This is a genomic window from Pseudomonas sp. EA_105y_Pfl2_R69, from assembly GCF_963970915.1.
Classification (GTDB): domain Bacteria; phylum Pseudomonadota; class Gammaproteobacteria; order Pseudomonadales; family Pseudomonadaceae; genus Aquipseudomonas.
Genome location: NZ_CAXAOO010000010.1, coordinates 110,181 through 124,071, shown reverse-complemented (window position 1 = coordinate 124,071; position 13,891 = coordinate 110,181). Strand labels below are relative to the sequence as shown.

General features: G+C 64.6%; 12 protein-coding genes. 7 read left to right on the top strand and 5 right to left on the bottom strand.

The annotated features are described in order from the left end of the window. Positions 1-274 precede the first annotated feature (274 nt). Positions 275-1,651 (top strand): glutamine synthetase family protein, encoded by a 1,377-nt coding sequence (locus tag AACY13_RS22025; RefSeq protein WP_339463731.1) that lies wholly within the window; start codon positions 275-277, stop codon positions 1,649-1,651. A 197-nt stretch (positions 1,652-1,848) separates the two neighbouring features. Next, positions 1,849-2,940: an extracellular solute-binding protein gene (locus tag AACY13_RS22020; protein ID WP_339463730.1), complete on the top strand. Its 1,092-nt coding sequence runs from the start codon at positions 1,849-1,851 to the stop codon at positions 2,938-2,940. Positions 2,941-3,117: 177 nt separating this feature from the next. On the opposite strand, the gene AACY13_RS22015 is transcribed toward AACY13_RS22020, so the two are convergent. Together AACY13_RS22015 and AACY13_RS22010 are read right to left on the bottom strand one after the other, a co-directional pair. Further along, the gene (locus tag AACY13_RS22015; protein ID WP_339463729.1) at positions 3,118-4,482 is read right to left on the bottom strand and encodes a CYTH domain-containing protein; all 1,365 of its coding nucleotides are present in this window, start codon (positions 4,480-4,482) and stop codon (positions 3,118-3,120) included. Positions 4,483-4,508: 26 nt separating this feature from the next. Next, positions 4,509-5,108, bottom strand: a complete 600-nt coding sequence (locus AACY13_RS22010) for a serine acetyltransferase (protein ID WP_339463728.1) — start codon at positions 5,106-5,108, stop codon at positions 4,509-4,511. Positions 5,109-5,249: 141 nt separating this feature from the next. Between AACY13_RS22010 and AACY13_RS22005 the strand changes: the two genes are divergently transcribed. The 4 genes from AACY13_RS22005 (at position 5,250) to argA (ending at position 9,868) form a co-directional block, all read left to right on the top strand. Next, positions 5,250-5,927 (top strand): TIGR00153 family protein, encoded by a 678-nt coding sequence (locus AACY13_RS22005; protein WP_339463727.1) that lies wholly within the window; start codon positions 5,250-5,252, stop codon positions 5,925-5,927. Between the two features lie 39 nt (positions 5,928-5,966). Beyond that, positions 5,967-7,229, top strand: coding sequence for an inorganic phosphate transporter (locus tag AACY13_RS22000; RefSeq protein WP_339463726.1), 1,263 nt, complete (start codon positions 5,967-5,969; stop codon positions 7,227-7,229). Between the two features lie 62 nt (positions 7,230-7,291). Beyond that, positions 7,292-8,470, top strand: coding sequence for an acetylornithine deacetylase (gene argE, locus AACY13_RS21995; protein WP_339463725.1), 1,179 nt, complete (start codon positions 7,292-7,294; stop codon positions 8,468-8,470). 99 nt (positions 8,471-8,569) lie between these two features. Then, on the top strand, positions 8,570-9,868 hold the full coding sequence (gene argA / locus AACY13_RS21990; RefSeq protein WP_339463724.1) for an amino-acid N-acetyltransferase: 1,299 nt from the start codon (positions 8,570-8,572) through the stop codon (positions 9,866-9,868). 118 nt (positions 9,869-9,986) lie between these two features. On the opposite strand, the gene AACY13_RS21985 is transcribed toward argA, so the two are convergent. Continuing rightward, positions 9,987-10,391 (bottom strand): GFA family protein, encoded by a 405-nt coding sequence (locus AACY13_RS21985; RefSeq protein ID WP_339463723.1) that lies wholly within the window; start codon positions 10,389-10,391, stop codon positions 9,987-9,989. A 114-nt stretch (positions 10,392-10,505) separates the two neighbouring features. On the opposite strand from AACY13_RS21985, the gene AACY13_RS21980 reads away from it, so the two are divergent. Next, entirely contained in the window at positions 10,506-11,411 is a 906-nt protein-coding gene (locus AACY13_RS21980; RefSeq protein ID WP_339463722.1) for an AEC family transporter, read from the top strand. Here AACY13_RS21980 and AACY13_RS21975 read toward each other — a convergent pair. Together AACY13_RS21975 and AACY13_RS21970 are read right to left on the bottom strand one after the other, a co-directional pair. Further along, on the bottom strand, positions 11,391-12,161 hold the full coding sequence (locus AACY13_RS21975; RefSeq protein WP_339463721.1) for a substrate-binding periplasmic protein: 771 nt from the start codon (positions 12,159-12,161) through the stop codon (positions 11,391-11,393). The genes AACY13_RS21980 and AACY13_RS21975 overlap by 21 nt on opposite strands. A gap of 26 nt (positions 12,162-12,187) precedes the next feature. Beyond that, on the bottom strand, positions 12,188-13,870 hold the full coding sequence (locus AACY13_RS21970; RefSeq protein WP_339463720.1) for a phosphate ABC transporter substrate-binding/OmpA family protein: 1,683 nt from the start codon (positions 13,868-13,870) through the stop codon (positions 12,188-12,190). Positions 13,871-13,891 lie beyond the last annotated feature (21 nt).

The following is a 13,891-nucleotide window of genomic DNA, read 5'->3' as shown; positions in this document are numbered from 1 at the left end:
GACACCCGTTTTATTGCTGTTATGGGTTTGAGCCGAGCTTAGCCTTGTTCATTTTTTTTCACAATAGCCATGTAAAAAATTGAACACACCCCACTGAGCACCCTGTCAAATCAGGGGTTCAGTGACACAGCGCTGCCCTGTAACGCCCTAAAATTGGCCACACAGCCCCCTTTTAGGGCAATATGTAGCACTCTTGACAGCATCAGGCGTTTAAGATTGACTCATACCTGTGCAGTTGCATGATTGATATTTTTAACAAAAAAGGTGTTGCATCATGTCGGTACCCCCGCGTGCCGTTCAGCTTAACGAAGCGAACGCGTTCCTTAAGGAACATCCTGAGGTCCTGTTCGTCGACCTTCTTATTGCAGATATGAATGGCGTGGTGCGCGGCAAGCGCATCGAACGCGCCAGCCTTCACAAGGTGTACGAGCGCGGCATCAACCTGCCGGCTTCGTTGTTCGCCCTGGATATCAACGGCTCGACGGTGGAAAGCACCGGCCTGGGTCTGGATATCGGCGACGCCGACCGTATCTGCTACCCCATCCCCAACACCCTGTGCTACGAGCCTTGGCAGAAGCGCCCGACCGCGCAATTGCTGATGACCATGCACGAGCTGGAAGGCGAGCCGTTCTTCGCCGATCCACGGGAAGTGTTGCGTCAGGTGGTCGCGAAGTTCGACGAACTGGGCCTTACCATCTGTGCCGCCTTTGAACTCGAGTTCTATCTGATCGACCAGGCCAACGTGAATGGCCGACCGCAGCCGCCACTGTCACCGCTGTCGGGCAAGCGCCCGCATTCGACCCAGGTCTACCTGATCGACGATCTCGACGAATACGCCGAGTGCCTGCAGGACATCCTCGAGGGTGCCAAAGAGCAGGGCATCCCGGCCGATGCCATCGTCAAGGAAAGCGCACCGGCGCAGTTCGAGGTCAACCTGCACCACGTCGCCGACCCGATCAAGGCCTGTGACTACGCGCTGCTGCTCAAGCGCCTGATCAAGAACATCGCCTACGACCACGAGATGGACACCACCTTTATGGCCAAGCCCTACCCCAACCAGGCGGGTAACGGCTTGCACGTGCATATCTCGATTCTCGACAAGCAGGGCAACAACATCTTCGCCTGCGAAGATCCCGAACAGAACGATGCCCTGCGCCATGCCATTGGCGGTGTACTGGAAACCATGCCGGCTTCGATGGCCTTCCTCTGCCCCAACGTCAACTCCTACCGCCGCTTCGGCGCGCAGTACTACGTGCCGAACTCGCCGTGCTGGGGTATCGACAACCGTACCGTGGCCCTGCGCGTACCGAACGACAGTGCCGATGCCGTGCGCATCGAACACCGCGTCGCCGGCGCGGACGCCAATCCCTACCTGCTGCTCTCGGCGGTACTGGCGGGCGTGCACCATGGCCTGACCAACAAGATCGAGCCCAACGCCCCGGTGGAAGGCAACTCCTACGAGCAGAACGAGCAGAGCCTGCCGAACAACCTGCGCGACGCCCTGCGTGAGCTGGACGACAGCGAAGTGCTGGCGCGTTATATCGACCCCAAGTACATCGATATCTTCGTCGCCTGCAAGGAAAGCGAGCTGGCCGAGTTCGAGAACTCGATCTCCGACCTCGAGTACAACTGGTACCTGCACACCGTTTGACGCGACACCCGACGCCGGCCCCTGAGCCGGCGTCGTTTTATCCAGCCGGATCTGCCGAACCAGCCTTATCCCTGGCCGCGCGCCTTGCGCCGTGGCGGGCATCCGGCTGCGCGACATTCAGCAGGCCCGGGTTGCTGCCGCCCGCCTCAACAGGCCGCACCGCAAGGGACGGCGCAGGGCTTACCGGGAGATCCACCATGCTTCGCTTACTCGCCTCACTGCTGCTACTGACACCCCTACTGGCACTCGCGCAGGAGGCCGGGAGCGACCCCGGCGTCGAGAAAGCCGAAGACGTTATCCGCATATACAACTGGAACGACTATATCGCTCCCCAGGTCCTCAAGAGTTTCGAGGTCGATACCGGCATCCGCGTGGAGTACCGCACCTTCAGCACCGCAGAAGAACTGCAGGCGGCGCTGGCCAGCGGCGAAGCCATCGACATTGCGGTGCCTTCGCACAACGACCTGCCTGCCCTGATCGACAACGGCAGCATCCAGCCCCTGGATTTCAGCCTGCTGCCCAACCGCAAGCACCTCGACAAGCAGCTGCTCAGCACCCTGGCCGCCCTCGACCCCGGCAACCGCCATGCAGTGCCCTATCTATGGGGCGCGGTGGGTCTGGCGATCAATACGCCGCAAGCCGAAGCGGCCTTTGGCGGCCCACTGCCCGACAGCTGGAGCCTGCTGTTCGATGCCGAGCAGAGCGCGCGCCTGGCCGGTTGCGGGATCAGCGTGCTAGACGCCCCCGAGGAAACCCTGACCCTGCTGTTCAACTACCAGGGCCGCAGCCTGGCACGCAGCGCGCCGAGCCGTATCCAGCGCTCCAGCCGGGTCCTGGACGGGCTGCGCCCGCACCTGCGCTATATCGACAGCGAGCGTTATATCGACGACCTCAGCCAGGGCAAACTGTGCGTGGCCATGGCCTGGGTCGGCGATGCCCTGGCCGCCGCCGATGCCGGGCAGCCGGTGCGTTTCCTGGTACCGGATGAAGGTTCGACGCTGTTTATCGACAACCTGGTGATCCCCGCAAGCGCCGAGCGCGCCGATCTGGCCCACCGCTTTATCGACTACCTGATGCAGCCCGAGGTTGCCGCACTGATCACCGCCGAAACGCTCTACCCCAACGGCAATGCCGACTCCGGGGAGTTCCTCGACGCCGCCCTGCGCAATCAGCCGGGGCTCTACCCGGACCGCGAAACCAAGCGTCGCCTGCATGCCCTGGAAACCGTACCGGAGAAACACAGCAGCAGCGTGGCCGAGGTCTGGGCGCGCTTTCGCGATGGCAGTTGAGTGATGCCAGAGGAACCCGGATTTAATCCGGGCTACCAACTGTAGGAGCCAGCTTGCTGGCGATCAGCGGATCAACAGCATCGCCAGACAGCAGCCGCTTCCGGCGGCTTGCTGCATTTCCTCCACCCCTGGAGGTCACAAGCTGGCTCCTACAAAAAGCGCACAGCCCCGCGGCAGTTACTTGACCAGCTGACGCCAGGCCTTCAGCGAGCCGATGGCCAGCGCCTGCGCCTTGCGCGCCGCCAGCACTTCAGGATCGATGGCCTGGTGGGCCAGTTCGGCCAGCTTGTTCAGCTCGCCATACAGGCGGTCGACTTCCGGCACATCCAGCACCTCACGAGCCAGGCGCAGCCAGACCAGCAGGCGCTCGATACGCGGCAATTGCTCGGCCAGGTCTTCCGGCTGCTGCACATAGCGCTTGAGCTGCAGGGCAGCCCCCTCGTCGGCGATCAGGGTCGGCAGCCAGTTGCCCAGCGGCGCGGCCCCCTGACGATTGCCGCGGTTGTTGCGCCCGACCGTCCAGCCGCGGGCCAGCAACCAGCGCGAGGCGCTCAGGGAGAACAGCCCCCAGCGGGTGCCTTCCAACTCGGCGGCGAATTGTGCCGGTGCGCCCTTGCGCACCTGTTCATCCAGCTGACCGGCCTGCAGCCGTGGCCGCCAGTCGTGCAGCAGCTCATCGAGCAGCACCCGCAAGTCATGGCTGCTGGCCCGCGGCGCAGCCTGGCCGAGGCTGCCGAGCAGGGCACGCAGGCCCACCAGCTGCTCCAGCCACTCACCGAGCAGACGCCAATGCCCATTGAAGCGGTACTGCTCGGCCAGGCGCTGGCTGCTGCCGAGCAGGTGCCAGGCCAGGGCGGCCACGCCATCGTCCAGGCTGGTTTCGCCGCTCAGGACCGGGGCCGGCAGGCTCAGGCTGTAGCTGCCGGCATCGAACAGGCGGTAGCCGCGCTCGGCCTTGCTGATATCGCAGGGCATCAGCGCCAGGTCGGCGGCCAGCTCGGCGGCCAGTTCGAGCAGCGCGTCCGGCTCGCCCTGACGCAGCTCCAGTTCCAGCTCGCAGATTTCCTCCTCGCCTTCGCCGGCAATCACCTTGCCCAGGTCCAGCGCCGCCTCAATCACCACGCGGGCCTTGCCACGACCCCAGGCGATTTCCGCGCGCTGGCGAACGAAGTCGGTGGTGAAGATGGGCTGCAGCTGCTTCTTGTCCAGCTCGGCCAGGGCCGCCGGCCAGCAGCTGTCGTCGAGTTTTTTCAGGTCCAGCTTGGCCTTGGCCAGGGTCCAGTCCCACTCATTGCGCTCGGACAGACCGGCCACGCTCTGCCCGCGGGTCTTCAGGGTCTGGATCACCTGGTCGCCATCGCGGCGCAGGCGCAGGGCGACCTTGGCCATGGCCAGGTCGCGCTCGGGGGTGTCGAAATACTGGTTGAACAGTTCGCGCTGTTCCCAGCCACTCTTGTTGCGCTTCTTCAGCAACGGGTGGTCGCGCAGGGCGGTCAGGGTTGCGCGGCTGGCCCGCAGCTTGATCTCGGTTTCTTTGTTCATGGGACTCTAGGTCTGGATGCGGGAATTCAGCTGGCCGAACTGTCGCGCGCCTTGCGCGAGTGCGGCGTACTTATCGGTGAGTAGTCGGTTTTATTCTCGACCAGTCTCGACGTGTAGATGCTGATATGGGTGTGCCGGTCGGGGATGTCTTTATTGACGAACGAGGCCGCGGCGATGGTGACGTCGTCGCCGATGCGCAGATTGTCGCCAATGATACAGGCGTTGGCCCCCACACTGACGTTATCGCCGATCACGATCGGGCCGCCCTCGTCATGTTTCTGGCCGATGGTGCAGTTCTGGAAGATGCTGAAATTCCTGCCGATCACCGCCTTGCGGGTAATCACGATACCGACCGGGTGGGGAATAAACAGACCCTCGCCGATTTGCGTACCCAGCGGGATCTCGATGCCGAAGCGCTCACAGAGCCGGTCGCTGAGGCGGCGGGCGCGATTGCGCCAGAACTTCGAGTCGGACTGGTTGAGAAATTGCGCGAAGCGGTACCAGAACAGGTAGCGATAACGCGAACGCTGACGGTACTTGACCAGCAAGCGTCGCCAGGAAAAGCGCTTGTGCGCGCCGCCGAGCAGTTCGATATGCCAGTAGCGTTTCAATTGGGCGAATGTCATGCCGCGACCTCGGATGCCTTACTGTGCAACAGCCCTGCAGGGGCCAATTGCCATCGAATTATTACCTGCCGATGACACGAACTGGCGGGCGTACCGGGTGATCCGTATACTTGCGGCCTTCTCAACGCCGGGGCCAACCCTATGCCAATCAATCCTTTTGCCAGCCTGTTCGGTCGCTCGCCTATCGGGCCCATGCAGAAGCATTTCGCCAAAGCCCATGAGTGCGCGGCGAACCTGGTGCCGTTTTTCGAAGCCGTAATGGTCGAAGACTGGGCCAAGGTGCAGCACGTGCAGCAGGACATGGCACGACTGGAAGACGAAGCCGACAAGCTGAAGAAAAGCGTGCGCCTGCACCTGCCCAAAAGCCTGTTTTTGCCGGTTCCGCGCTCGGATCTGCTGGAGCTGCTGAGTGTACAGGACAAAGTCGCCAACCGCGCCAAGGACATCGCCGGCCTGATGCTTGGCCGCGAAATGGCCATTCCCCAGGCGCTGCAGCCGCTGATGCGGACCTTCGTGCAGCGCACCGTGGACGCCAGCGCCCAGGCCCTGAAGGCCATGAACGAGCTGGACGAACTGCTGGAAACCGGCTTTGGCGGTCGCGAAGCGGCCCTGGTCGAGTCCATGGTCATGGAGCTTGAGCAGATCGAGCGCGACACCGATCTGATGCAGATCGACGTGCGTCGTGCGCTGTTCAAACTGGAAAAGGATCTTCCCCCGGTCGACGTGATGTTCCTCTATCAGATCATCGAGTGGATCGGCGATGTCGCCGACCGTGCCGAACGCGTCGGCAACCGACTGGAACAACTGCTGGCGCGCTAAGCGCCAGTGTCCTTTCTGGAATCTACGGATTAATTATTTATGTCTCTGATTGCGGACTACGGCCTCGTACTTCTGCTGCTCGCCTGTCTCTTCGGCTTTTTCATGGCCTGGGGCGTGGGTGCCAACGACGTGGCCAATGCCATGGGCACCTCGGTGGGTTCCCGCGCACTGACCATCAAGCAGGCGATCCTGATTGCCATGGTGTTCGAGTTCGCCGGGGCCTATCTGGCCGGCGGCCAGGTCACCGAAACCATCAAGAGCGGGATTGTCGACGCCTCGATGATCACCCCGGACCTGATGGTGCTGGGCATGATGTCGGCGCTGCTGGCGGCCGGCACCTGGCTGCTGATCGCCTCGACCCGTGGCTGGCCGGTGTCCACCACCCACTCCATCGTCGGCGCGGTGATCGGCTTCGCCGCCGTCGGCGTGTCCATGGATGCGGTCAACTGGGCCGGCGTCGGCCCGATCGTGGCCAGCTGGGTGGTCTCGCCAGTACTCTCCGGCACCGTCGCCTTCGGCCTGTTCGTCAGCGTGCAGCGGCTGATCATCGATACCGATGAGCCCTTCGTCAACGCCAAGCGTTTCGTGCCGCTGTATATGTTCGCCACCGGCTTTATGGTCAGCCTGGTGACCGTGACCAAGGGCCTCAAGCATATCGGCCTCAACCTCTCCGGCACCGAAGGTTTCTTTCTGGCCGCAGGTGTAGGGGTACTGGTGATGCTGCTGGGTATCGGCCTGCTCAGCCGGATCAAGATCGACCTCGAGGCGGACAAGGACTTCCACTATGCCAGCGTGGAAAAAGTCTTCGCCGTGCTGATGATCTTTACCGCCTGCTCCATGGCCTTCGCCCACGGTTCCAACGACGTGGCCAACGCCGTCGGCCCGCTGGCGGCCATCGTCGGGGTGATCCAGTCCGGCGGCGAAGCGGTCGGGGCCAAGGCGGCACTGCCGGCCTGGGTGCTGCTGCTCGGTGCCATCGGTATCGTTATCGGCCTGGCCACCTATGGCTACAAGGTGATCGCCACCATCGGCAAGCAGATCACCGAGCTGACCCCGAGCCGTGGCTTCGCCGCCGAGTTGGCCACCGCCACCACCGTGGTCGGGGCCTCGGCCATCGGCCTGCCGGTGTCCACCACCCACACCCTGGTTGGTGCGGTACTGGGCGTCGGCCTGGCCCGCGGTATCGGCGCGCTGAACCTGGGTGTGATCGGCAAGATCTTTATGTCCTGGCTGATCACCCTGCCGGTGGGTGCAGCCCTGGCCATCGTGTTCTTCTATATCCTGCGCGGCATCTTCCTCTAACGGGCCGTTTTATCTCTGCAGGCGATGGCCCTATGATGGGGCCTCGCCCGTGGAGACCGCCGATGCCCCTGCCCTCCTTCAAAGAACAATTCGCCGCGCTGATCGCCACGCCGTCGGTGAGCTGCACCCAGGCCCACTGGGACCAATCCAACCGCGCCGTGATCGAGTTGCTGTCGAGCTGGCTCGGCGACCTCGGTTTCGCCTGCGAAGTGCAGCAAGTCTCCCCCGGCAAATTCAATCTGCTCGCCAGCTATGGCAGCGGCCCCGGCGGTCTGGTGCTGGCCGGGCACAGCGACACCGTGCCGTTCGACGCCGCGCTGTGGCAGAGCGATCCGCTCAAGCTGACCGAAATCGACGGCCGCTGGGTGGGCCTGGGCAGCTGCGACATGAAGGGCTTCTTCGCCCTGATCATCGAGGCGGTGCAACCGCTGCTGACGCAGCGCTTCCGCCAGCCGCTGCTGATCCTCGCCACCTGCGACGAAGAAAGCTCGATGGCCGGGGCCCGCGCCCTGGCCGAGGCTGGGCGGCCACTGGGACGCGCGGCGGTGATCGGCGAGCCGACCGGGCTCAAGCCCATCCGCCTGCACAAGGGCATCATGATGGAGCGCATCGACATCCTCGGCCAGAGCGGCCATTCCTCCGATCCCAGCCTCGGCCACAGCGCCCTGGAAGCCATGCAGGACGTGATTGCCGAGTTGCGCGGCCTGCGCAGCCAGTGGCAGGGCGAATTCAACAACCCGCAGTTCAGCGTGCCGGTGCCGACCCTGAATCTGGGCTGCATCCACGGCGGCGACAACCCCAACCGCATCTGCGGCCAGTGCTCGCTGGAATTCGACCTGCGCCCGCTGCCCGGCATGGACCCGCAGGCGCTGCGCGCGGCGATCCGCCAGAAGCTGCAGCCGCTGGCCGAGCGGCATCGAGTCAAGATCGACTACGCCCCGCTGTTCCCCAGCGTGCCACCCTTCGAGCAAAGCGCCGACACTGAGCTGGTGCGCCTCGCCGAACGCCTCACCGGGCACAGCGCCTGTGCGGTAGCATTTGCCACCGAAGCGCCTTATCTTCAGCAGCTCGGTTGCGAAACCCTGGTGCTCGGCCCCGGCGATATCGACTGCGCCCACCAGCCCGGGGAATACCTGGAAATGTCACGTTTGCAGCCGACCGTGCGTCTGCTGCAACAACTGATCGAGCATTACTGCCTGCACACCAAACAGACGGTGCCATCTGGAGGAGAGAACGCGTGAAGCTGCCCCAACTGCGACGATAAAACCGCTCCCGGCTGCCTCGTCTGGCGCACCCGCGCCAATCCATGCGTTCCATACTCGACACAGGCTCTTCAAGCAATGCACGACCACGTCAATTGGCTCCGCCACGCTTCGCCCTATATCAATGCCCACCGCGACTGCACCTTTGTGGTGATGTTGCCGGGCGAGGGCGTCGCCCACCCGAATTTCGGCAATATCGTTCACGACCTGGTGCTGCTGCACAGCCTCGGCGTGCGCCTGGTGCTGGTCCACGGCTCGCGCCCGCAGATCGAGGCGCGCCTGGCCAACCAGGGCCTGACCCCACATTTCTACCGCGACCTGCGGGTGACCGACGGGCCGACCCTGGAGTGCGTCATCGACGCCGTGGGCCAGTTGCGTATCGCCATCGAGGCGCGCCTGTCGATGGACATGGCGCGCTCGCCCATGCAGGGCTCGCGCCTGCGCATCACCAGCGGCAACTTCGTCACCGCGCGGCCGATCGGCGTGGTCGATGGCGTCGATTACCACCACACCGGCGAAGTGCGGCGCATCGACCGCAAGGGCATCAATCGCCAGCTGGATGAGCGCAGCATCGTGCTGCTGTCGCCGCTGGGCTATTCGCCCACCGGGGAAATCTTCAACCTGGCCTGCGAAGACGTCGCCACCCGCGCCGCCATCGACCTGGACGCCGACAAGCTGCTGCTGTTCGGGGCCGAGAGCGGCCTGCTCGACGAGAACGGCCGCCTGGTCCGCGAGCTGCGCCCACAGCAGGTACCGCAGCACCTGCTGCGCCTGGGCAGCAGCTACCAGGGCGAACTGCTCGACGCCGCCGCCGAAGCCTGCAAGGCCGGGGTGCGCCGCAGCCATATCGTCAGCTATGCCGAGGACGGCGCGCTGCTCAGCGAACTGTTCACCCGTGCAGGCAACGGCACTCTGGTGGCCCAGGAGCAGTTCGAGTCCTTGCGCGAGGCGACCATCGAGGACGTCGGCGGCCTGATGGAACTGATCACCCCGCTGGAAGACCAGGGCATTCTGGTGCGCCGCTCGCGGGAGGTGCTGGAGCGCGAGATCGAACAGTTCAGCATCGTCGAACGCGAAGGCCTGATCATCGCCTGCGCCGCGCTGTACCAGATTGCCGACTCGGACTTCGGCGAGCTGGCCTGCCTGGCGGTCAACCCGTCTTACCGCCATGGCGGTCGCGGCGACGAATTGCTCGAACGCATCGAGGATCGAGCCCGGGACCAAGGCCTGAAGACCCTGTTCGTCCTCACCACCCGTACCGCCCACTGGTTCCGCGAGCGCGGCTTCGTGCCGAGCAGCGTCGATCGCCTGCCGGCCGCCCGCGCCTCGCTGTACAACTACCAGCGCAACTCCCAGGTGTTTGAAAAGGCGCTTTAACACTCGAGATTGCAAGAGCGGGCTGGCCCGCGCTGGCTTAACCCTGATCGCGGCCAAGGCGGAGTGCCGCCCAACCGCTCCTACAGGGTATGCGTCAGGCTTTACCCTAGAACCCCCTCTAGGGAATCTGCTCCTGCTGCTCCTCGGGCAGCTGCGGGTCGACCTGCAGCCAGGGCAAACCGCTCTGCACCCAGATATGTCGATCCGCCGGGGCCTGCTCCGGGTGGTCGAGGGTGGCGACGGTTACATCCAGGGTCTGTGGGCTGAGGCGGGTGAACAGGGTCAGGTGCGCACCACAGGTCGGACAGAAACTGCGCGTGCAGGTGGCCGACGAGGCGTACTCGGTCGGCGTGCCGGCCAGCCACTGGAAGCTCGCCAGAGGCACCGTGATCCAGGTGGTGAGGATGCCGCCGCTGCTGCGCCGGCAGACCGAACAGTGGCAGTGGGCGATATCCGTCAGGGGCGCGGCGAAGCGATAACGCAGGCGGCCACAGTGGCAACCGCCGCTGTGCAATAAACTCATGGTTTTATCCTCCCTCTTCCGCCTGCTGCTTGCGTCGCCCGCCCGGGCTGCTCAAGATGGGCCCCTTGTGCCTTAACAGGTAGTTTTTCATAGGGCTGTTAGACGGGGATTGTCGTGCTCGAATTGCTGCTGGCCTTATGGCCCTTGTTCGCCCTGATAGTCGCCGGTTATCTGCTGCGCCGCCAGGCCTTTCCCAACGAGGCGTTCTGGCCCGGTGCCGAACGGCTGAACTACTTCATCCTGTTTCCCGCCCTGCTGCTAAACAGCCTGGCCACCGCTCCGCTGGATAATCCCGCGCTACCGCGGCTGGCCCTGGCGGTCATGCTGGGCCTGGGCCTGGCCTGGCTGGCCCTGCTGCTGGTGCGCCGGGTGCGGGGCTGGCCGGCGGGGCGTTTCGGGGCCTTCAGCCAGGGCACCCTGCGCTTCAATACCTACCTGGGCCTGGCCGCAGTGGGCAGCCTGTTCGGCCAACAAGGCCTGACTATGGCCGCGCTGATGCTGGCCCTGATGGTACCCACGGTAAACGTGCTGTCGGTCTGGTCGCTGACCGCCGAGCGCGGCGTCAGCGCGCGCAGCCTGCTGCTGCCGATCCTGAAGAATCCGCTGATTCTCGCCTGCCTGGCCGGAGCCCTGATCAACCTCAGCGGCCTCGGCCTGCCTGGCGGCAGCGAGCGCCTGCTCTGCCTGCTGGCCGCCGCCAGCCTGCCGCTGGGCCTGCTCTGCGTAGGCGCGGCATTGAAGCCCGAACAGTTGAGCGGCGAAGTTTCGGCCCTGTTCTGCAACAGCCTGCTGCGTCTGCTGGGCATGCCGCTGCTGGCCTGGGCGGTGGCCTATGGGCTGCAGTTGCCCGCGATGGAGAGCACCCTGCTGGTGCTGTTCTTCGCCCTGCCGACTGCCCCTACCGCCTATGTGCTGACCCGCCAGCTGGGCGGCGACAGCCAGCTGATGGCGGGCATCATCACCCTGCAGACGCTGTTGGCGGCCGCCAGCTTGCCGCTGTTACTGCTGCTGCTCGGTTAAGGCGGCGTCTCTGGCCTGCAGATAACTGTCGAGCAGCTGCTGGTAGTGGCCGCTGCCCTGCAGGGTACGCAGGCCCAGGTCGAACTGCTCGATCAGCCACGCCCCCTGCGGGTGGTTGCGCGGCACTATCAGGTGCAGAGTGCTGTTGTTGATCGCACTGACGGAGCGGCGGAACCGGCTCGGATCGGCACCGGTCAGCTGCAACGCGGTTTCCCCCAGGTGCCGGTCGGAGATAAAGAAATCATCCCGCCCGAGCAGCAGCAGGCGTGCGCACTCCTTGAGACCGATTGGCGAATGGCGAGTCAGCAAGCCCTGGTCGAGCAGCGCCTGAAGAACTCTCGGCGGTTCCCAACCCAGGGGATAACAAAAGCGCAGGCCCTGCAGGCTGCCCGGATCGTCCAGCTCGATGGGCTCGGCGGCGCGGCTGAAGATATGCTGATTGGCAAGAAACAGGGCGGCGGAATACAGGTATTCCCGCTCCCGCTGCGGCGTACGGACATAGGGGTAGGTGGCGTCGTATTCGCCCTGCAGGGTCCTCAGGTAGCCGCGGTTCCAGGGCCGCCAGTCCAGGCTGTGGGTGAGGCCGCGTTCGCTCAGCACCGCCGCCACCACCTGGGTCAGCATGCCGCCCCCCGGCAGCGCCTGGCCGGTAAAGGGCGCATAGTCGTCGCCGGTGACCAGGCGCAGGTTGTCGGCCTGGGCGCAGAGGCACAGGCTCGACAACAGGTAGACCAGCACACGCTGCAGCATCAGGCCAAGATCCAGGTGCTATGGCTTTATTCGAGGGTAAACCACTGTACCTCGACCCGGCGGTTCTGTTCACTGTCCTGGCCCAGGGGTTCTTCCCAGCCGCGCCCGACCAGTTCGATGCGATCGTCGGCGATGCCCGGGTGACGGGCCCGCAACGCCGTCTTGACCGCCAGGGTACGCTGGCGGGACAGCTCCATGGCCTTCAGCGCCATGCTGCGCACCAGCGCCGAACCGCCCTGGCGTTCGAAGTCGGCGACCATGGCGTTATCCACATGGCCGCGCAACAGGACGATGGAGCCGGGGCTGACCTGGAGAAACTGCTTGATGGTGTCCAGGTAGGCCTGATTGTCCTTGGCCTGGTTGTCCAGGGCCGCCGAGTTGGCCTCGAAGAAGAAGCGGATGTCCTTGCTCAGCAGCGCGTCGCCTTCCAGAGCGACCTTGCCGCTGGTGCGGATCGGTGCGATGGCAATGCTCTGGCCCTGGAACTGACCGTCCTGCTGCAGCGCCTTGAGGTGCGTCAGGTCGGAAAAGCGCTCCGGGTCGGCGGGGTTGCGGATCAGCGCCCCATAGGCCAGTACCGAGGACTGGAAAATGCCCTGGAAGGAGCCGGCCGAGTCGATGCTGCCGTCGAAGAACGCCAGGTTCTCCGGCAGGTTGCTCAGGTGCACCTTGCTCAGCTCGTCGAGGGTTTCCTCCTCGGTCCAGCCGAATGCCTGGGCGACCACCCCGGCGTGGCTCTTGGGATCGTCGCGTAGCAGGCGGTTGCCTTCCAGCAGGCCATGCACCAGGCCTTTGACGATCTGCGGGTGGGCGTTGGCGAAGCCCTTGTTGACCACCAGAATATCGGCCACCACCAGCAGGTTGCGGTTGGACACCAGCATCTTCGCCGCGCCGGCGGATTCGGCCACGGCCTGGTCGGTGCGCGGCGACCAGCCGACGCAGCCATTCAGGCGCTGCTCGCCGGCCAGTTCGGCGACATAGGCATCGCAGGCGATAAAGGCATCCTCGTAGAATACCAGGCCCAGCTCGTTGGGCCCCGGACGGGCCTCGAGATCGCGCAGCACCTTGACCGCCACGCCGGCCTCGCTGGCCAGGTAGCGAATAAAGAACTCGCTTTCATTGAACTGGGTGGCGGCCAGCACCTTGCCCTTGAGCTGGTTGACGCTGGCGATGCTGCTGTCCACCACCACCTGGTCGGCCCCGCGAGAGAAGGCGATCTGCGCCGGTACCGTGACCTCGAACTGGCGGCCGAGCACCGCCAGCACATCGGCGGTGGTGGCGACAGCGGCCATCTGGCCGTTGTTCAGCGCCGACCATTCCTCGCTTTCGCCCTTGCTCAGGCGCAGCTGAAAGCCATATTTCTTGGCGAAGAAGGAGTCGGGGTTGGGCGCGAGACCACCGTTGGCGACGATCAGGCCGCCGTAACCGGCGTACTCGCTCATGTCGACATCGATGATGTTGTTCTTCATCTCGTAGGGTGCGGCCGATTGCAGGGTCGGTGTGCCGCTGACCGGCTCGATCGGCTCGGGCCCGGTGCTGCCGCCTAGGCTCGCGGGCAGGCCGCCAAGCAGGCTGCCGCCGTCTTCTTCGAGCATATCCTTGCTGACCAGCCAGGCTCCCAGCCCCAACAGGCCGATCACCAGCAAGATGGTCAGCAGCTTGCCGGCGGCGTTGCCGCACTGGCGCTGCCCGGGTGTGGATAGATACATGACGCTTCTCCCTGTCGGATG

Excerpts from the sequence above, each read along its gene's own strand:
- AACY13_RS22005 (WP_339463727.1), top strand. The coding sequence starts at position 5,250 with ATGCCAATCAATCCTTTTGCCAGCCTGTTCGGTCGCTCGCCTATCGGG.
- AACY13_RS22020 (WP_339463730.1), top strand. The coding sequence starts at position 1,849 with ATGCTTCGCTTACTCGCCTCACTGCTGCTACTGACACCCCTACTGGCA.
- AACY13_RS22010 (WP_339463728.1), bottom strand. The coding sequence starts at position 5,108 with ATGACATTCGCCCAATTGAAACGCTACTGGCATATCGAACTGCTCGGC.
- AACY13_RS21970 (WP_339463720.1), bottom strand. The coding sequence starts at position 13,870 with ATGTATCTATCCACACCCGGGCAGCGCCAGTGCGGCAACGCCGCCGGC.
- argA (WP_339463724.1), top strand. The coding sequence starts at position 8,570 with ATGCACGACCACGTCAATTGGCTCCGCCACGCTTCGCCCTATATCAAT.
- AACY13_RS22000 (WP_339463726.1), top strand. The coding sequence starts at position 5,967 with ATGTCTCTGATTGCGGACTACGGCCTCGTACTTCTGCTGCTCGCCTGT.
- argE (WP_339463725.1), top strand. The coding sequence starts at position 7,292 with ATGCCCCTGCCCTCCTTCAAAGAACAATTCGCCGCGCTGATCGCCACG.
- AACY13_RS22015 (WP_339463729.1), bottom strand. The coding sequence starts at position 4,482 with ATGAACAAAGAAACCGAGATCAAGCTGCGGGCCAGCCGCGCAACCCTG.
- AACY13_RS22025 (WP_339463731.1), top strand. The coding sequence starts at position 275 with ATGTCGGTACCCCCGCGTGCCGTTCAGCTTAACGAAGCGAACGCGTTC.
- AACY13_RS21985 (WP_339463723.1), bottom strand. The coding sequence starts at position 10,391 with ATGAGTTTATTGCACAGCGGCGGTTGCCACTGTGGCCGCCTGCGTTAT.
- AACY13_RS21975 (WP_339463721.1), bottom strand. The coding sequence starts at position 12,161 with ATGCTGCAGCGTGTGCTGGTCTACCTGTTGTCGAGCCTGTGCCTCTGC.